Source organism: Nocardia sp. NPDC060259 (assembly GCF_042728775.1).
Lineage (GTDB): Bacteria > Actinomycetota > Actinomycetes > Mycobacteriales > Mycobacteriaceae > Nocardia.
Genome location: NZ_JBHXAY010000001.1, coordinates 137,574 through 155,093, shown reverse-complemented (window position 1 = coordinate 155,093; position 17,520 = coordinate 137,574). Strand labels below are relative to the sequence as shown.

Annotated in this window: 16 protein-coding genes; 9 read left to right on the top strand and 7 right to left on the bottom strand. The window is 65.4% G+C overall.

Annotated elements, in window-relative coordinates:
• Nucleotides 1–9: 9 nt before the first annotated feature.
• The gene (locus ACFWF2_RS00820) at nucleotides 10–1,383 is read right to left on the bottom strand and encodes a cutinase family protein (protein WP_379303184.1); all 1,374 of its coding nucleotides are present in this window, start codon (nucleotides 1,381–1,383) and stop codon (nucleotides 10–12) included.
• 180 nt (nucleotides 1,384–1,563) lie between these two features.
• Between ACFWF2_RS00820 and ACFWF2_RS00815 the strand changes: the two genes are divergently transcribed.
• The 3 genes from ACFWF2_RS00815 to ACFWF2_RS00805 all read left to right on the top strand — a co-directional run bounded on the left by ACFWF2_RS00815 (nucleotide 1,564) and on the right by ACFWF2_RS00805 (nucleotide 4,641).
• On the top strand, nucleotides 1,564–2,586 hold the full coding sequence (locus tag ACFWF2_RS00815) for a DUF4239 domain-containing protein (protein WP_379303182.1): 1,023 nt from the start codon (nucleotides 1,564–1,566) through the stop codon (nucleotides 2,584–2,586).
• Between the two features lie 41 nt (nucleotides 2,587–2,627).
• A complete protein-coding gene (locus ACFWF2_RS00810; RefSeq protein ID WP_379303180.1) occupies nucleotides 2,628–3,545 on the top strand; it encodes a hypothetical protein in 918 nt (305 codons plus the stop codon).
• A 142-nt stretch (nucleotides 3,546–3,687) separates the two neighbouring features.
• Complete coding sequence (locus ACFWF2_RS00805; RefSeq protein WP_379303178.1) at nucleotides 3,688–4,641, top strand: NAD(P)-dependent alcohol dehydrogenase; 954 nt, start codon at nucleotides 3,688–3,690, stop codon at nucleotides 4,639–4,641.
• Between the two features lie 142 nt (nucleotides 4,642–4,783).
• Here ACFWF2_RS00805 and ACFWF2_RS00800 read toward each other — a convergent pair whose 3' ends face one another.
• The 4 genes from ACFWF2_RS00800 to ACFWF2_RS00785 form a co-directional block, all read right to left on the bottom strand.
• The gene (locus ACFWF2_RS00800) at nucleotides 4,784–5,437 is read right to left on the bottom strand and encodes a hypothetical protein (protein WP_379303176.1); all 654 of its coding nucleotides are present in this window, start codon (nucleotides 5,435–5,437) and stop codon (nucleotides 4,784–4,786) included.
• A gap of 311 nt (nucleotides 5,438–5,748) precedes the next feature.
• The gene (locus tag ACFWF2_RS00795) at nucleotides 5,749–6,042 is read right to left on the bottom strand and encodes a hypothetical protein (protein ID WP_379303174.1); all 294 of its coding nucleotides are present in this window, start codon (nucleotides 6,040–6,042) and stop codon (nucleotides 5,749–5,751) included.
• A gap of 79 nt (nucleotides 6,043–6,121) precedes the next feature.
• Nucleotides 6,122–6,865: a histidine phosphatase family protein gene (locus ACFWF2_RS00790; RefSeq protein ID WP_379303172.1), complete on the bottom strand. Its 744-nt coding sequence runs from the start codon at nucleotides 6,863–6,865 to the stop codon at nucleotides 6,122–6,124.
• 321 nt (nucleotides 6,866–7,186) lie between these two features.
• Complete coding sequence (locus ACFWF2_RS00785; protein WP_379303170.1) at nucleotides 7,187–8,626, bottom strand: cytochrome P450; 1,440 nt, start codon at nucleotides 8,624–8,626, stop codon at nucleotides 7,187–7,189.
• Between the two features lie 123 nt (nucleotides 8,627–8,749).
• Between ACFWF2_RS00785 and ACFWF2_RS00780 the strand changes: the two genes are divergently transcribed.
• From ACFWF2_RS00780 to ACFWF2_RS00760, 5 genes are all read left to right on the top strand, one after another.
• Complete coding sequence (locus ACFWF2_RS00780) at nucleotides 8,750–9,415, top strand: TetR/AcrR family transcriptional regulator (protein WP_379303168.1); 666 nt, start codon at nucleotides 8,750–8,752, stop codon at nucleotides 9,413–9,415.
• An 859-nt stretch (nucleotides 9,416–10,274) separates the two neighbouring features.
• On the top strand, nucleotides 10,275–10,706 hold the full coding sequence (locus ACFWF2_RS00775) for an acetyltransferase (RefSeq protein ID WP_379303166.1): 432 nt from the start codon (nucleotides 10,275–10,277) through the stop codon (nucleotides 10,704–10,706).
• A 65-nt stretch (nucleotides 10,707–10,771) separates the two neighbouring features.
• On the top strand, nucleotides 10,772–11,920 hold the full coding sequence (locus tag ACFWF2_RS00770) for a glutamate--cysteine ligase (RefSeq protein ID WP_379303164.1): 1,149 nt from the start codon (nucleotides 10,772–10,774) through the stop codon (nucleotides 11,918–11,920).
• A gap of 37 nt (nucleotides 11,921–11,957) precedes the next feature.
• Nucleotides 11,958–12,206 carry a three-helix bundle dimerization domain-containing protein gene (locus ACFWF2_RS00765; protein WP_379303162.1) on the top strand — a complete coding sequence of 83 codons (249 nt, stop codon included), beginning with the start codon at nucleotides 11,958–11,960 and terminating at the stop codon, nucleotides 12,204–12,206.
• A gap of 164 nt (nucleotides 12,207–12,370) precedes the next feature.
• A complete protein-coding gene (locus ACFWF2_RS00760; RefSeq protein WP_379303160.1) occupies nucleotides 12,371–14,059 on the top strand; it encodes a SulP family inorganic anion transporter in 1,689 nt (562 codons plus the stop codon).
• Nucleotides 14,060–14,321: 262 nt separating this feature from the next.
• Here the strand turns inward: ACFWF2_RS00760 and ACFWF2_RS00755 are convergent, their stop codons facing one another.
• The gene (locus ACFWF2_RS00755) at nucleotides 14,322–15,050 is read right to left on the bottom strand and encodes a hypothetical protein (RefSeq protein ID WP_379303158.1); all 729 of its coding nucleotides are present in this window, start codon (nucleotides 15,048–15,050) and stop codon (nucleotides 14,322–14,324) included.
• Nucleotides 15,047–16,324 (bottom strand): PucR family transcriptional regulator, encoded by a 1,278-nt coding sequence (locus tag ACFWF2_RS00750; protein ID WP_379303156.1) that lies wholly within the window; start codon nucleotides 16,322–16,324, stop codon nucleotides 15,047–15,049. Before ACFWF2_RS00750 ends, ACFWF2_RS00755 begins: the two co-directional genes overlap by 4 nt.
• A 254-nt stretch (nucleotides 16,325–16,578) precedes the next feature.
• Between ACFWF2_RS00750 and ACFWF2_RS00745 the strand changes: the two genes are divergently transcribed.
• Nucleotides 16,579–17,349, top strand: a complete 771-nt coding sequence (locus tag ACFWF2_RS00745) for a MerR family transcriptional regulator (RefSeq protein ID WP_379303154.1) — start codon at nucleotides 16,579–16,581, stop codon at nucleotides 17,347–17,349.
• The last annotated feature ends 171 nt before the right edge of the window (nucleotides 17,350–17,520 follow it).

Sequence of the window (17,520 nt, the reverse complement as noted above, 5' to 3'; positions counted from 1 at the left end):
CCGCCAAGGCTATGAAACGACCTGGGAGCTCAGGTAGCTCAGGAGGATGTGGACGTCGTCGCCGTAGTCGATGTGGGCGGCGGAGGCGTAGAAGTTGGCCATGTCCACGCCTTGGCGGCCCAGTTGGACGAGCTCATCGACGGTGGCGGGGTCGGTGATGCTGAGCAGGGTCCGGGTGGTTGCGTGGAGGTCGGCTCGGATGCCTGCGGCGACGGGGCCGAGCACGGAGCCGGTGAGGTCGGCGCCGGTGACGGCCAAGGTCGCCAGGTCGGCGGCGGCGGCGATGGGGTCGTTGCGATCGAGGGATTCGACCGCACGCCAGAGGATTTCCTGAATCTGGCCGACCCTGTCGGCGATGCTCAGAAAATCGATGTGCATCAGGGCGTCGGCGATGACGCTGACGCCTGCGGTCCGACCAGAGGGGTCGACGGCGGCGGCTGCGCGGATGACCTGGGCGACCAGGACTCGGTCTACACCCGCGGCGGCCTGGACCAACGGGGCCAGGTCAACGTTCAGGTCACGCGCCGTCTGGTGCGCACCGCGAATGTCACCCGCCGCGATGGACTCCGGGAGGCGGGTGAGGTTGTCGAGAATGGTAGGCAGGTTCGCCGCGGTGGCGGTCCAGCCCGCGCCCATGGTGACGGCTTGCGCGATCAGGTTGCTGGGATCGGCCGTGGCGGGGAGGAAGTTCGCGATCGGTGTGGGATCACCGCTCAGGACCCTGCCCAACACGGCGAGGAACGGAGAGGTGGCGGCATCGAGGGAGCAGTACAGGTCGCCGTCGGCACACAGGGTGCGAACCCGATCGCTCAACGCGCCGAAATCCCGGCTTCGCATTCCGGCTATGCCTCGGCCGGGCTGCGGATTTCCCAGGGAGAGTGTGGTATTCGGGTCACGATGCGGATCGGCCAGTAGTCCGACACCGACCACTCGATCGGCGTCGATGGGACCGTCGCCGTTGCCGATCTCGGTGGCGAGATCGCCGATGCCGTCCGCGCCCTGGCTGTAGCCGGCGAGGATGACCCGCGTCGAGCTGCACAGGCCGCGCAGCATCTGGCGCAAGCCGGATTCCAGGGTGCTCAGGGACTCCGCGTAGCTCATACCCTGGTCGAAAGCACTTGCGGCATAGGGGACGTAGAGAACCGAGATGTCACGGCCGAACTGCCGTTGCAGGCCATCTCCGACGGGCCGGAGCATGCCGACGGGCAGCTCGGGATCGGCGCCCGGCGTGGTCTCCCAGGTCCCCGGCCCGAAAACTGCGGTGTACGGGGTGCAGGGCTGCGCGCCCGGCGATTCCGCCCGCGCGACGCCGGCCGCCGCGGTCCCGGTCGCGACGACGGCGGCAACCAACGTCGCCGCGGCGGATCTCGACAACCTGTTCATCGTCCAATTCCTCTGTTGCCGAAGGGGAGTCGTGACGATGCGGCAGGTGGTGAGTCGCGCCGAACCGTCGGGCCAATTCTCGCCACTCGCCGTCGGTTTCGCCGACACTTTCAGACACAGTTTCATTTCAGATCCGGTGACGGGGCCACCGGGCCGCACGACCCACCCGCGGTCGAGGGAGTGTTCCTGCTTCTGGCTTCGGCCTGTGAGTGGAGTGCCCAGCGCTCTAGGTGGGATGAACCTCGAGCGGGCACGGAGTTGGCACGGCGGCAGCGCCCCGAAAGCGACCAGTCGGTCGTAATTCGTTGGGGTGAAAGGGAATCGGATCGCCATCCATCCGCCCGGCCACCACGAATACCCTGTGATCGCTTCCACCCCCGGCAGGAACGGAGTCGCGGAATGCTAGGAATTCTGTTGCAGCTGGCGGTATTGGCGCTCTTCGTGGGCGTCGCGGTGGGGATCTTGGTGCTGGGGGATCGGGTGCGGCCCGAATCGTGGCGGCACGACGACGATTCGGGTGCTGGTTCGATGATGCTGGACATGGTCAACATGTTCTTCGCCGCCATCGTGGCGTTCGTGGTGGTGATTCTGTGGCAGCAGTACGACACCTCGCATGCGCACACCGTGTCGGAGGGCAAGGCCCTGGTGAGCGTGTACGAGTCCGCGAACAGCATGCCCGAGCCGGATCGTGAGAAGATCCAAACCCTCGTGACGGCCTACACCCGGCAGGTGATCAACGAGGAGTGGCAGGTCATGGACGAACAGCGCCGGCTGAGTCCGTCCACGCAGGCAACGCTGGATGATCTACGGGAGGCGGTGGATTCCGTGCCTACCGCCACCCCGGAAGCGAAGGCGGACCAGGACGAGACTGCCGCTGCCGTTGCGGCGATCACCGAGGCCCGCTTCGACCGTGGCCTGGACGCCGGCTATCGATTGCCCGGTTTCCTCTACATCGCCCTGTGGTTCGCCACCGCCATGCTGTTGTTCGGCACCGTCTTCTCCGGTGTCGTGGTCACCAAGCGCAGCATCCTCATGACCGGGTTGTTCGGTCTGGTGATCGGTGCCGTCATTGTGGCTGTCTATCAACTGGATCGGCCGTTCGCCGGCGGCAACCATGTCGCCAAGGATGCCTACGAACTCGCGCTCGCACGCTTCCAGCACCTTGCCGCGGAATCGTCGTCCAGCGGCGATATTCCTCGTTGACCAGGTCAAACAGCGATCGGTACTGGGCTTTTGGAGGCACGGTGAGCGGAAAACGAAGAACAGTACAAGTATTCGCGACGGGGTCGGCGGCTGCGGCTCTGCTCGTCGTCCACGTACCGCTCGCTGCGGCTGCCCCGGGAATACCGACGATCGACCAGATCATCAGCGGCAGTGCGGCTCCGGGCACCGTGGCCGCCCCGAGCGACGGACAATCAGACGGGCAGGAGTTGGGGCTCGGCACCGGCAGCAGCCTCGCGAGTGGACCGGGCTGGTCGGCGGCGCCGACCGGCAGCTCGGCGGGGATGGTCCCGAATCCGGCGGCCGCGCAAGCTCTCGGCATCGGCCCGAGCACTCCCAGTGGCACCGCGATGATCGATCCAACCGTTGTGGATCCCACGCCATCCGATCGCGCGCCTGGTACGGCACTGACGACTCCGACCGCCGCCCCGGGCACGCTCGGCGGCCTACTGCTCCCCAACCCCGATCATGTGCTTCCTGCCTGCGTCGGCAGCGCGGCAGTCGGCAGCGCCGCGCTGGGGTCCGGCATCGTCACCGGTAGCGGCTTGGGCTCGAGCCTGATCGGCCCCGGTTCCAGCGGAATCGTCGGCTCCGGCTCGGCCGGTGCGGGCAGTGTGGCGGTCGGCAGCGCCGCGACCGGCAGCGCCCTGCTGACCTGCGCGCTGTTGCTACCGGTCCCGGGTCTGCCGGAACCCGGTATCCCCCTGACCATTCCACCGGCAGCGGTGGCACCGGCCGTCGTGCCTATCCCAGTGCGATTGCCCGAGGTGATCCCAGCGATCCCCGCAGCGATCCCGCCGCTGCCAGTGCCGCAGCCCCCAGTCGAGTACGCCGCACCCGCGCAGTCACCCCCTGCACTTCCACTCACCGCGCTGCAGGTTATGACGGTCATGATCATCACGATCATCGCAGGCGCGCGTGCTCGCCTGCGTGGCCGGTAGCAGCCGCTCCGCCGTGCGGCCACCGACGCGTTGACCTGGGCACAGGACAAGGCCGACGCACAGTTCGCCGGTCGCGGGGCGGCCCGCCGACTAGAGTATGTCGTGTGTCAGGCTGTCGCTCGATCCTCGGTGCTGGAATCGCATGAGGGCCGTCGTGTACGACCACTACGGCGGCCCCGAGGTGCTGTCGGTCGTGGAGGTCCCAGCGCCTTCCCCAGGGCCGAAACAGGTGCTCGTCCAGGTGCACGCGACGTCAATCAACCTCTCCGACTGGGAGACATTGCGGGGGACGCCGCTGTATTCGCGTATCGGCGGGCTCCGGGCACCCGGACGCCCGGTTCTCGGATCCGATATCGCCGGACGGGTCGAAGTCGTCGGCTCCGAGGTCACGCTGTTCGCGCCGGGTGACGAGGTCTACGGCGACAATCTCATGCTCAAGGGTGGGTTCGCGGAGTATGCGGTGGTTCCTGAATCGGCGCTGGCTCACAAACCGGTGTCGCTGAGCTTCGCCGAGGTGTCGACGCTGCCACAGGCGGGGGCGATAGCACTGCAGGGCACGGCCGGCATCACCGCCGGTATGTCGGTGTTGATCAACGGAGCGGGCGGCGGGTCCGGAGCGTTTGCTATCCAGCTGGCCAAGAGTGCCGGGGCGCATGTGACCGGGGTGGACAACGCCGCCAAACTGGCGTTCATGCGCACGCTCGGCGCCGACGAGGTCATCGACTATCGCGCTGAGGACTTTACCCGAAACGGACCGTACGACCGGGTACTCGACCTCGTCGCCCACCGGTCGGTCTTCGCCTATCGCAGGTCGGTCGCGCGTGGTGGCCGGTACCGCTGCGTCGGCGGCACCACGCGCGCGTTGCTGCGGTTGACGACGGTCGGCGTGGTCGCCGGAATGGTGACCGGTCGCAAGCTCGGGGTCCTCGCGGTGAAGGAAGGGCCCGCGCACTTCACACCCCTCGCGGAGTCGTGTGTCGCGGGACGGATCGGTATCCACATCGACCGCAGTTTCCCCCTCGACGAGACCGCGAACGCGCTGGCCCACGTCGGTGCGGGACGCGCCCTGGGCAAAGTGGTGGTCGAGATCCGCTGATCGGCACCACCGGATATTCTGAGCCGCAACCGGTCTGGCCGGCCAGCTACCACGACGTGGCCGCTTGGCTCAGCGCGGTAGGCGGCATGAGCGCGCAGGGTGGATTGCGTGGGCTGAGGTGCAGCGCCTCTTGCTCAATTGTTCAGGGCCAGAGCAGCTTCGATGCTGCCAACGCGGCAGAATGATAGGTCGGTAGAACAGCCCCGGCAGGGTATGTCTCGACCAGCTGCTTTTCTTGCAACTCGTGCCACAGCTGAGAACTCAGGTAGTCGGAAAGTCTCGCCTCCTCCACACCGACCTCGGTCTCGACGAGATACAGCCAGGAGGCTGGATTCGCCGCCGCGTGTTTCGGTGACCGATACACCCTCCTGACCGCAGTAACGCCCCGCCCTGCGACGGACATGGCCATCAGACGATCTGCGGCAAGAGGTTCGGGGATGTGCTCCGGCGCATCGGGTGTGAACGAATACGCCAGCGTCGGCGGAATGTCCAGGAGGGAAATATGCAGCTCGTCCTCTTGCAGATCACCCACTTCGAGGAGGTCTCGAACGAGGAGCCACTCCTCTCCGGTCACACCGATACCATCGTAGTCCAGCCCGAGAACGACCGCCTGCACAGCCATGGCGTCTTCGTTGTGGACAAGGCCATACGCTACGCCGAGATAGTGATCCGGAACTCGTCCCGTCAAGCTCCGGAACAGCCGAATGGCCTTCGAGTACTCCTCGTCATTCACATCTTCACCACCTCTGTCGGCTTCGTCCGCGATCACGTTGACGCGATGCTTCAAACCCGCCATTCAACCTATCGATCCCAGTACCTGCACACCCAACTCGGCATGATGGTGCGTTCGGCCGGCGCCCGATCATCTTGGCCCGTCGACCTTCGCCCCGCGCGCACTGACCGGTCTGGTCGGCGCGATAAGCGGCAGTACAGGATCTGCCTCTTGCGGGTGTCGATGGGAATGACGAGGGAAGTGCCGGTGAGGGGGTCGTCGGTGGCGGTGTTGGGGAGGTCGAAGGTGCGCGAGACGAGTTCGTTGGCGATGACATCGCGTGGGTTGCCTTGTGCTACAACGCGTCCGCCGTTCATCGCAATGATGTCAGTGGCCTAACGGGCGGCGCGATTGAGGTCGTGCAGGACCGCGACGACGGCGCGGGCCTGCTGGTGCAATTCGTGCAGCAGGTTGAGCACCTGGATCCGGTGGGCTATATCGAGGTAGGGTCGTAGGTTCGTCGACCAGGCGGTCGACAGGTCCGCGGTGACGGTGGCTGAGAGTGCTTGGGCGGCAGCGCCTTCGTCGGCGCGTGACCATTGGCGCAGCGGCCGCTGGTGCGGGAACCTTCCGCGGGCGACCAGTTCGACGACGGTGATCCCATCGGGTGCGGTGGCCGACTGCGCCATGGGGAACCCCGGGCTGAGATACAACCGCGCCCCGGTGCCATCGATTGTGTCGGTGACATCCGGGGCGCGGAAGGGTGAATCAGCCCAGGTCCGGGTGGCCGACCCACTCGACAATCGTCCAGCCCTTCTGCGGGCTGCCCTCGAGGACGACGCGGCCGCCGTTGCGCATCGGATCGGTGCCGAGTTTGCTCTTGTCGGCGTTGTCGGCGTTCATCATCGACCAGAACATGATGGTGCCGCCGTGCGAGAAGATCACCGGGTTGGCGCAGCCGCGGCGCTGCACATCGAGCAGTGCCTGATCGACGCGGCCGTCGAACTCGTTGCCGTCGATGGAGCCTGGAATCCGTGCGGTCAGGTCGCCGGAGAGCCACTTGACCGGCGCCTGCAGGTACCCGGACAGCGCCTCGGCCTCCGGGGTGCCCTCGTACTGGCCTGCCTCGATCTCCCGGAAGCCGGGCTGAATGTTGAGGCTCAGGTCCTGTTTGGCGACGGTCGGTGCCGCAGTCTGCTCGGTACGCACCATGTTGGACGCGAAGGCGCAGTCGTAATTCTTGTCGGCCAGCTGGATGGCCAGATTGTCTGCCTGTGTCCGGCCGCGTGAGGTCAGGTCGGGTCCGGGCACCTTGGTGTCGATCAGGCCGGAGGTGTTACCGAGGGACTCGGCATGGCGCACCAGGGTGATGACCATGTCGCCGCTGCTGCCGGAACTGCTGCCGGAGCTTCCGAAGTCGATATCGGCGGACGCGACGCCGGTGGTAGCGGTTGTGGCCGCGACCGCGGCCGCCATCACCGCACTGGACAATCGAAGAGATCGGATTCGCATGGGTGAGAATGCCTTTCATCGTGGCGAACGCCACTTCAGGTATGCCGAAGCACCGGAACTAGGGGTGTCGCGTCTCACAGAAGCAGCTACTTGCCCGAATCAAATGCGGGGTATCCCATTCATCGGGATCTTTCGCGCACTGGACCGCGCGCAGGCGAAACCACCGGTAGCGGAGGTGCGAGCGGCATGTCGACTCGCGCGACCCGCTCACCCGGCCGTTTCGATGCCGCCGATCCCGTCAGGCGACCTGGGAAGATCACTCCGTCCCGCTCAGGCGGATCACGGGCTGAACTGGCTACTGGGTGGCCGCGATGAGCCTGGTCATGTCACGTTCCCCGGAGGTGTTCCGGCTGTGCGCCTGCGCAGGGTGATCGGGCCGCCGTCCATCGGAATCGGTCCGGTGCCCCAGGCCAGTGGTGGTTCGTAGTCGGCGGGCACGCTCCACTCGAAATTCAGCAACAGTCGATGCATCACCGACTTGACCGTCATGCCACCGAAATACAGGCCGATGCACTTGTGTGCGCCACCGCCGAACGGTGCCCAGGCCATCTTGTGAGAGCGATCTTCACGGCGATGCTCGGCGAAGCGTTCGGGATCGAACTCATCCGGACGAGCCCACCAACGCTCGTTGCGCATGGTCGGGAACGCTCCGATCATGACGTCGGTGCCTGCGGGAATGTGGTAGCCGAGCAACTCGGTGTCCCGGATCGCCTGCCGGAACAGCGTCCCCGCCGGCGCGTACATGCGGAGTGTTTCCCTGAAGGCGAGGTCCATCGACGCCAGCTGCTCGATGTCGTCGTAGTCCAGGACCGGTTTGCCCAGCGCGATCGACTCCGCGCGCAGCCGCTGCTGCCACTGTGGATGCTTGCCGAGCAGCATGATGAACATCGACAGCGCGAGCGCGCTGGTGTCATGTGCGGCCATGAGGGTGAAGATCATGTGGTTGACCACGTCGTCATCGGTGAAGGCGCGGCCGTCCTGGCTGCGGGCTCGGCACAGCACGCTGAACAGATCGTTGTCGTTCCCGGCCCGTTTGGCGGGCAGTTGCTCGCGGAAGTACTTCTGCAACGTGCGGCGGCCACGGAGGCCACGGGACCATTTGCCGCCGGGCACATTGGTGCGGACAAGGGCTTGTCCACCCTCGAGGGTGGACACGAAGGCCTGCTCGATCTTCGCCGACTCCGCGCCGAGCTCGGTGCCGACGAAGACCTCGGACGCCAGATGCAGCAGCATGGCCTTGACGTGGGAATATGCCGGGAAGTCCGCGCCGGGCTGCCATGCGTCGAGTTCCCGCTCGATGCCCGGCTTCAGTAGTTCGAGGTAGCTGATCAGGCGTTGGCGGGTGAACGCTTGCTGCAGGATTCGCCGATGGTGCGTGTGCTCCTCGAAGTCCAGCAGCAGAACGCCCCGGCGGAAGAACGGTCCGATCGCCCACTCGAAGCCCTTCTCGCTGGAGAACGCCTTGTCCCGGTTCATCCACAGCGCTTCGAGCGCCTCGGGTCCGGTAGCCAGCACGTACGGGCGCCCCAGCAGATTGGTCCAGGACACTGCGCCGTACTTGTCGATGACGGCGCGAGCTCCTTCCAGCGGCTCGGTCAGCATCGTCAGAGTTCGCCCGACGAGCGGGGCCCCGGGATCGCCTGGAACCGGCAGCAGGCCGGAGTCGGGAGGGGGCGCCGCCAATGGTCGGGAGGTGGCTGGGTACAGGTCGAGAACCTGCGCTGCGCGGCGCTCGAGTCCGTGCACAAGAGTGCGGTACATCAGCGCTCCTTTCGCGACGTTGCGAGTCGAACGACCGCCCGATAGGTTGTTGGCAGGTGTCAACAATTTAGGCGGATGCCTACAAATTAGAGAAGGGCGGCTGCGACTTGTCAAGATGGAACCATGCCGAACTCTGAGCGGCTGTGGGGCGGCCGAACGGCCGACGAGCGGCAGGCCGAACGCCGCGACAAGCTGGTCGACGCTGCCAAGGACATCTGGGTCGAGTCCGGTTGGGCTGCGGTCACGATGCGTCAGGTATGTGCCCGGACGAAGATCGCCGACCGCTATTTCTGGAGCAGTTTCGAGGACCGGGAAGCCCTGTTGGCCGCCATCTGGGACGAGGAACGCGATGGCGTCCTGGCCGATCTGACCGCGATGCTCGCCGAATCCACCGGCGATCATCCGGTCACGATCCTGCGCCGAGGTGTCGTGCTGGTGACCGATCGCGTCGCTGACGACCCGCGTCGAGCGCAGATTCTCTTCGGTGATCATGCCGGTAACGGGGTGCTCGAACATCGCCGCCACGAGCTGCTGCACATGTTGACCGATGTCTTCGTCGACGCGGCGATTCCCTACGGCCGCAAAGACATCGACGCGAAAGCCTTTCGGCTCAGTGCCATCATGTTCCTCGGCGGCTGGTTCGAGATGATGGTCACCTGGCAGGCCGGGGCGATCGACGCCAGCGCGCGGGAGCTCATCGACCTCACCGTCCAGCACGCAGAAACGCTGGGGCAGCTCTACTTGCGCGCCGACTTCGTCGGCGACCGACAGGCGACCCGCAAGGTGTGATCGTGACCACCATCACCGCCCTGCGCATCGGACGAGACCGGTTCCCGCCCGGGTAGCCGAGCCAGTTCGGGGGAGACCAGTGAGGTCGGCAGCAGGAACACGATCGCCGGGATCAAGTACAGGAAGACGCACGCGAGCCCGTAGACGGCCATCGGCGGTACCGGTGAGAGAATCCGGCACGACAATCGAGTTTGTTCAGCAGTGTTTGTGCGATTCGTCGACTTCGAAGCTCTGGTGTCGGCGAATGTGAATCCGAGTCTGGCCCGTGGCGTGCGCCTGCACAGTCGAATATCCGACGCCATCGACAGCGACGTCGGGCCCTGCTCGAACCCGTCATCTGACGATCTCAGCGAAATTTGGATGGAATCGAGCCAGCTCGGATACTAATCGACCGGTTTCTTCCGAACAATCCATCCTGTGGCCTGGTTATCGAACCGATAGCAACGTGGAGTGCGGCCCGTCGAGGGTGGGACGATGGCACCTCGGGACCGCCGATCTGTGCCGGTCCACGGTCGGCCGCCCGATCGCGCTCATCTCTCGTGATTGCGCGACGTCTTGTCCAGCCACATCTTGTTTACAGGAATCCGTTCCGGTAAACTCTGAGCAACCCCACGAATGCGGATAATGTATCCCCGCAGATACTTTCGCGGGGCCATACGATTCTCGATGATGCACCATGACACCGAGCGAACAGTCGCGCACGGAAAAGGGGCATCCCTTATCGTGACTAACCACCACAGGTGGTCCACTGACAAATGGATTCGAACAAGTAGAAGTTTCCAACAGGACCTGCATCCATTCAACGGCGGATTTGCCTGGTGTCGAGTGGGCGGTCCTCAGCATCACCGAGGAGTCGACCATGACCGCACACACGTCTTCGACGCCCGACGTCACACCCGGGGCAGAGCCCGTCGAGCGGCAGGCCGTCGCCGAGGGGATATCCATCGCGGCCGCGTTCATGCTCGTCATCTTGGCGGCGGTCTCCATTCTGCAGGGTATCTCCGCGATCGTGGACGACAAGTTCTACGTCGCCGGAATCGAATACGTCTACGAGTTCGACACCACGACGTGGGGCTGGATTCATGTCGTGCTGGGTGCCGTCGCCTTGATTTGTGGCCTCGGCCTCGCGATCGGATCGACATGGGGTCGGTACGGCGCGCTGGGAATCGCCGCGCTGGTCATCATCGCGAACTTCATGTCCCTGCCGTACTACCCGGCATGGTCCATCGTGATCATCGCGCTGAGTGTCGTGGTCATCTGGGCTGTCTCCACCTGGCGACCCGAACGCTGAGCCCTTGTCGGATGTCTGCTCGATAGCTCGTCCAGCGGTGGGCGAGGCGCCGACCAGGAGGAACGATGGCTTCCCTGTCGATCGACCAACGCGATCGGTTGCACCGCAACGATGTTCGCGCGTTCACCGTCGGCGTCGAGGAAGAGTTCGTGCTGATCGACCCGGCCACCGGCCGCCCTTCCCTGACCAGCACCGCCGTGGCGGCAGCCGAGACCGACATCGAAGTGCAGCTGGAACTCTCGCAATGCCAGATCGAAACCTGCACTCCGGTCTGCGCGAGTATCGAGGCGGTGCATCGCGAGGTTCGGCGGGCCAGGGGCGCGATCATCGACGCCGCGGCTCGGTCCGGTTCGCTTCCGCTGGCGGTCGGGGTTCCGATCTGGGGCCCGCCTGCCGGTTCCATCACCGACACGCCGAGATACCAGCGCATGGCCGAACGCTTCGGGGCGCTGGTCCAGCAGGTGACCTGCGGTTGCCATGTCCATGTCTGCGTCCCCGAGCGCGACCTCGCGGTGCAGGTCAGCAATCACCTGCGCCGTTGGCTGCCCACGCTGTTGGCGTTGACAGCGAATTCACCGATCGCCGATGGCATCGACACCGGGCACGCCAGTTGGCGCCACATGCTGTGGGAGCGGTGGCCCAGCGCGGGCCCACCACCGTATTTCCGGTCAGCAGCGCACTACGACGACATCGTCGCGGGACTCGCCGAAGACGGACAGATTCTCGACCCCGGGATGGTCTATTGGGATGTGCGATTGTCCGATCATCTGCCGACGATCGAGATCCGGATCAGCGACGTGCCCGCCACCGTCGTGGAAACCACACTGTTGGCGAGTCTGGCGCGGGCCCTCGTCATCACCTCGGTCGCCGCCATCGGCCGTGGGCATCTCGCCGTTCCGGTCGCCCGGACGCGCCTGCGCTCAGCGTGCCGCTCCGCCGCCCGCGCCGGGCTCGCCAGCACTCGATTCCCCACAGCCGTCGCGGGTCGTCGCCATGCCCTCGCCCGATTGCTTCGCCACGTCCGTCCCGCCCTGGAGGAATCCGGTGACTACGAATTCACCTCCGACACGCTGGCTGCAGTTCTCGCCGGCGGCAACGGCGCCGTCCGGCAACGCGGTGCCCTGCTGGCCGGCGGCCCGGCGAACGTCGTGGATGTGCTCTCGCGCCTGACCGTCGAAGGGTGCGGAGCCGACGATTCCCAGTGGGCGAGATGACGCGACCGGCGAGTCCCGAGCGAGCAGGCGGTGGGTGATGCGAGACGACAACGAATCTGTGCAGATCGATCAGGTGATAGAACGCCTGATCGCCCGTTTCCCCGCGGAATCACCGGCGGAGATCGAGCTCCTGGTTCGCCGTATTCACGAGCGATTCGCCGACGCCCGCGTCCGGGATTTCGTTCCGCTGCTCGTCGAGAAGGCCGCTCGGCAAGCTGTCGGCGTCTACCCGATCGTGGCCATCGGCGAGGAGCCACACAGCGCTGAGACGATGGCTACGATCTAGAGGTTCCCCCACCTGCTGAAGTGCTCTGATCGAGAAAAGGACGGCGCGCTATGGCTGCCACGGACACGGTGCACGCCGTCGTCGAGCCGCCGGCCCCGGTGGCGGCCTTTCCCGCGCGGGCACGAGTACGCTGAGACAACCCGACCATGCCGTGGAAGGAGCGCGTGACCGCCTTACCCGGGATCGCGACAGCCCGCGGATATCGCCGCGCGTGGCTGCGAGCCGATGTCACCGCGGGCCTCGTCCTGACCGCGCTGTTGATCCCCGCCGGTATGGGCTATGCCGAAGCAGCGGGACTTCCCGCGTACGCCGGGCTCTACGCGACCATTGTGCCGCTGCTGGCCTACGCGGTGGTCGGGCCGTCCAGAATCCTTGTTCTCGGCCCGGATTCCTCACTCGCCCCGCTGATCGCGGCCGCGGTGCTACCACTGGCCGCCGTCGATGATCCCGACCGTGCGCTGGCCCTGGCGGGAGTCCTTGCCGTCCTCGTCGGGCTCATTCTGCTCGTCGGTGGATTCCTTCGTCTCGGGTTCGTCACCGAACTGCTGTCCAAGCCCATCCGGCTCGGCTATCTGAACGCGATCGCACTCATCGTCGTCGTCGGGCAACTTCCCAAACTGCTCGGCTTCTCCGTCGATGCGACCGGCCTGCTCGCCGAAATCGCCGAGATCGGGCAGAGCGTGGTCCGCAGCGATATCGATCCCATCGCGACCGCTATCGGCCTCGGCTCGCTCGCTGTCATCCTGGCCTTCCGCCGGTGGCTGCCCGCGGTGCCGGGGGTGCTGGTCGCGGTCGCGGGCGCCATCGCGATCTCGGCCGCTGCCGGACTCACCGACGACATCGGGATGGTCGGTGCCCTGCCCGAAGGCCTGCCGCTGCCTTCCATCGGCGGCATCAGCTGGGCCGACATCGGGCACCTGATCGGACCCGCGGCGGGGATCGCGCTGATCGCGTTCGCCGACAGCGGCGTGCTGTCGCGGACCTTCGCTTCCCGGCACGGGGAAGATGTCGACGGCAGCACCGAGATGAAGGCGATCGGGGTCGCCAATGTGGCGGGTGGACTGTTCGGTGGATTTCCTGTCTCCGCGAGCGGGTCACGAACTCCGGTCGCCGAACAGAGCGGCGCCCATACGCAATTGGCGTGTATCGTCGGCGCGATCTCCGTTCTGCTCTTCGTGCTGCTCGCCCCCGGACTCACCGCGTACCTGCCCGACGCCGCGCTCGGGGCCGTCGTCATCGTCGCGGCCACCGCGTTGATCGACATCCGCGGCATGGTCCGGATGTGGCACATGAGTTCGGTGGAGTTCGCGCTCGCGACGGCAGCGTTCGTCGGCGTCGCGCTGGTAGGCGTGTTGCAGGGGATCATCGTCGCGATCGGTCTTTCGTTCGTCGCGGTGGTCGCGCGAGCTTGGCAGCCCTATCGCACCGAGCTCGTCCAGACGAAGGACCGTCCCGGCTACCACGACATCGAGCGTCACCCCGACGGCCAACGTATCGCGGGCCTGGTGCTGGTGCGGTTCGACGCGCCCCTGTTCTTCGCCAACGGACAGATCTTCGACGAATACGTACGCTCGGTCGTCGCGAACGCTCCGTCCCCGGTCGAATGGGTCATCATCGCCGCAGAACCCATCACCGATCTCGATACGACGGCCGTCGACGAACTCGTCGATCTCGACAATTACTTGGCAGGCAAGGGAATTCGATTGGTCTTCGCCGAGATGAAGGGGCCGATCAAGGACAAGATCATTCGCTTCGGTGTCAGTGACCGGTTCGACGGGACACACTTCTATCCCACCGTCGAAGCCGCCGTAGAGGCCTTTCGCCATCGAAGCGACCGTGCGACGGATATTTGAGCGTTTCCGGTGTTCTATTCTCCCACAATCGACTCGAGTGCGCGGATGATGGACGGTCGAGCGTCGGCCCCTCCGGAAGGACGGAAGCCATCACCTCGCCGGAGACGTAGGTATTGCGGCTGTGCCGATGATGGTGTTCCCTGCATGGTGGCTGTTGGTGCGTCTCGACAATCGCGGACCGATCGATCGAAGCTGAAGCTGCGAAGGGGATCAAAGGCACTGCTGCGCAGGTGATCCCCACATTCTTCGATCCAACCGAAAACTAGGTGAGAGGTCCGTCGCTGACGACCCAGCCGCCGATGTCAGCGGTTCCCGGCGGTCCGGGCTCCGCGAAGATGACCGAACCTTCGCCGTGATTGATTGTCAGTCTGCGACCGAGTACCGCGGCCAGGCGCATCGAAGCCGATCCGCAAGCCTCGTCTTCCATCGTTTCGAATCGGGTGGCGAACGCTCGGGCGCGCGCTATACCGGCCGCCTCGTCTTGCCAAGCCCACAGTTGGGTAGCGTCCTGTTGTGGTGGCAGTGGCGCGGTCAGCGCTTCGATCTCGACGGCGGTGTCGAGGCGTTCATGCCACCACGGTGGTGTCGAGGCCAGTGGGCCCCGGATCCAGACCACCCCTTCCTCGTTCCAGGTTCGGATCATTTCTGTAGCGGTCTGCAGGTAGCGCGGTTGATATCCGAGCTCACGGGCCAGCACCCACGCTGCGCCGATCAGGGATCGTTCGGCGAAGGTCGATTTCGCTGGGTGGTTCGCGATCTGGATTCGCGCGCCCTCGAAGTCATCGATAAAGACGGTCTCGCACGACAGCCGATCGGCCAGGGATCGCCGCTCATCGGGGTCGATTATCGATGTTCCGTCGACGACACCGAGCGAGGTACCCCACCGCCCATCCGGGTCGGTGAATATTCGGAGGATTTCTATATGTGGCAGCCGAAGTCCTCGCACGGTGCTCGAGCTGGCGCGGTTGGTGCGCTGCGGATGTGGGGTCACTGCTGCGGGGAGTCGTTGTCGGTTTCGGTGGACGAACCGGCTTCGGTAACGGAGGCGGTGTTGGCTTCATAGGCGCTGGCCACCAGAGCAGCTTGCAGATACCACAACCCGTGGACAGTGGCTGGGTCCAGGCCGGTATGGACGGCAACCCGACGCAGGCGGTAGTCGACGGTGTTGGGATGCAGGTGCAGGATGCCGGCGGTGCGTCGACGATTGCGTTTGTTGCGAATGTGAACGATCAAAGTTTCGAGCAGTTCGGGTTGATCACGCAGCGGATCCAGCACCGCCGCCACCTGTCGTCGTCCGGGCCCTGGGCGAGTGACCTGGTACTCCACCACCAGATCCGACATCCGGTACACACCTGGCGGGCGGTACAGCCGTGCTGCGAGGTCGACCAGCTCATGTGCCTGTCGGGTGGCCTCAGGCAGGTGATCGGTCTGAGCGTGGACCAGTCCGAAGCGCAGTGGTGTCTCGGCCGTCGCGGCCTGCAGACGTTCGTACAAGTCCGATACGTCGATCGCGCCGAGGTCTTCATCGCCGATCAGCAACGTTCCACCGCCCACACCGAGCAGCGCCGGTGGCGAACCGTCAGGCAAGGATGCCAGTTCCACGCGCAAGCGCCGCAGCCAGGTTTCGCGGTGGCCGGCAGTGTCGGCAACACCGTGCTCCTGGGCTAGTGCGAGCACGGTGTAGGACTCGCTGAGCACGAATCTGCTGCTGCGCGTCCACGACGAAGTCATCGCAGCCCCGGTGATCAACGCCGAGGCGAACACCTCGCCGGAGTCATCGTGTTCAGTAGTCGCGGCGCGCACCACGCGGAGATAGGCGGTGGTGAAGCTGGTTTCGACCTCTTCCAATACGGCCGCGAGACGCTGCCCGGCAATCGCCAGTGCTCGGCTGTCGGCACTGGTGGCTCGTCGCGAGAGCTCGTCGAGCACGAACCGAAATGCTGCGTGCGTGGCATGCTGCACGGCCTCGAGGGCCACGCCCTGCGCCGCCCAGTCGCCGATCCTGACCCTCGACATCGCGGGAACTGGGCTGGGTGGCAATCCCTCCAGCGCGGCCGCGATCAGATCCAAGCAGCCTCGCAGCACCTCCTCGGCTTCGGCCCATCGAACTCCGCACGGCATTACCGCGCCGGGTTGGGGGCCGCGCTGCCCCCCTATCTTCGCCAGCACCTGCTGGGGTAGGCGAGCATCACGGCGCAGGTGCACGGCGGCAGGCGCACCACCCAACGCGAGATTCTCTGCGTATGTACTGCTGGTCGTCACCATGGTGGGCACCTCCTGTGGTGTGCAAACGAACCCACCTGCTCGCCGCCCCCTCGGCGCCGCTTCGTTGATTACAGTGATCACTGTAACAGTCTGGCTCATGTGCACGCCACGATTGCTCACTTCACGGGATGATCGGCGAGAGCGGCCGCTCGAGTAGCCGAGAACGCTCAGACTGAACCACCGTCTATTGCAATAGTGGGTAGCGTCGACACACTACGATCGCAGCGAGCAGGTTGACGGACGGAGGCGTGGAAATGGGAGATGAAGAAGCTGAGTACCGGGTCTCGGAGCTGGCCGCGGCCGCCGCCGTACCGGTGCGCACTGTGCGTTACTACCAGCAGAGGGGGCTGCTCGCCCCGCCCGTACGCCAAGGCAGATACGCGATCTATCACGCGAGCCACCTCGAACGGTTGCAATTGATCGCCGACCTCCTTGCTCGCGGGCACAGCCTCGAGGGGATCGCCGACCTGTTTGCCAGCGCCGAACAGGGCGGCGGGGTCACCGAATTGCTGGGCTTCGAATCAGTTGCCTCGACTGCGTGGAGCGACGACGAAATCGAGCTGGAGTTGGATCAACTGTTCGCCCGGTTCGGTGAACAACTCACTGCCGAGAACCTGGCCGAAGCGATGACTCGCGGATTCCTCCGCGCCGAGGGTGATCGCTTCTTCTTCAGCAGCGCACGGCTGCTCGACTCGGTCACCACCTTGGTAGCGGCGGGGATCCCGCTGAACTCGCTGCTGACCTTGTCCTACGAATTGGAGGCCGCCTTCGACCGCATCGCCTTCGCGTTCGTTCAGCAGTTCCGCACGCATCTGCTCGGACCAGTCCTCGATCAGCCCTCACCGCAGCAAGTACATCACCTCAGCCACACCCTCGACGATGTGCGCCCAGTTGTTCGTCAGGTCGCCGACGAGTTGCTGGCTAGTGCGATGGACCGCCGCATCCGCATCGATCTACCCGAGGTTTCCCAGCTGCTCAGCGACGCGGCCGTGGCACCCGAACCCCCGACCTCTGCACAAGCCTAGGGCGCGGGTGATCACTGCCGTAGCGGTCAGCACGAAGGAGGTACCGGTGCGACCACGACCTTCGATGGTGCTCGGAAAGGACGGTGCCGCATACTCGGCCGTATTCGCACGGCTGTCAGTCGGACTCATCGGGACGATCGTCGCGGGTGTTCGGATTCGACGCCGTGGTGT

Excerpts from the sequence above, each read along its gene's own strand:
- ACFWF2_RS00745 (WP_379303154.1), top strand. The coding sequence starts at position 16,579 with ATGGGAGATGAAGAAGCTGAGTACCGGGTCTCGGAGCTGGCCGCGGCC.
- ACFWF2_RS00750 (WP_379303156.1), bottom strand. The coding sequence starts at position 16,324 with ATGGTGACGACCAGCAGTACATACGCAGAGAATCTCGCGTTGGGTGGT.
- ACFWF2_RS00800 (WP_379303176.1), bottom strand. The coding sequence starts at position 5,437 with ATGGCGGGTTTGAAGCATCGCGTCAACGTGATCGCGGACGAAGCCGAC.
- ACFWF2_RS00765 (WP_379303162.1), top strand. The coding sequence starts at position 11,958 with ATGCGAGACGACAACGAATCTGTGCAGATCGATCAGGTGATAGAACGC.
- ACFWF2_RS00770 (WP_379303164.1), top strand. The coding sequence starts at position 10,772 with ATGGCTTCCCTGTCGATCGACCAACGCGATCGGTTGCACCGCAACGAT.
- ACFWF2_RS00785 (WP_379303170.1), bottom strand. The coding sequence starts at position 8,626 with ATGTACCGCACTCTTGTGCACGGACTCGAGCGCCGCGCAGCGCAGGTT.
- ACFWF2_RS00795 (WP_379303174.1), bottom strand. The coding sequence starts at position 6,042 with ATGGCGCAGTCGGCCACCGCACCCGATGGGATCACCGTCGTCGAACTG.
- ACFWF2_RS00780 (WP_379303168.1), top strand. The coding sequence starts at position 8,750 with ATGCCGAACTCTGAGCGGCTGTGGGGCGGCCGAACGGCCGACGAGCGG.
- ACFWF2_RS00805 (WP_379303178.1), top strand. The coding sequence starts at position 3,688 with ATGAGGGCCGTCGTGTACGACCACTACGGCGGCCCCGAGGTGCTGTCG.
- ACFWF2_RS00820 (WP_379303184.1), bottom strand. The coding sequence starts at position 1,383 with ATGAACAGGTTGTCGAGATCCGCCGCGGCGACGTTGGTTGCCGCCGTC.
- ACFWF2_RS00790 (WP_379303172.1), bottom strand. The coding sequence starts at position 6,865 with ATGCGAATCCGATCTCTTCGATTGTCCAGTGCGGTGATGGCGGCCGCG.
- ACFWF2_RS00775 (WP_379303166.1), top strand. The coding sequence starts at position 10,275 with ATGACCGCACACACGTCTTCGACGCCCGACGTCACACCCGGGGCAGAG.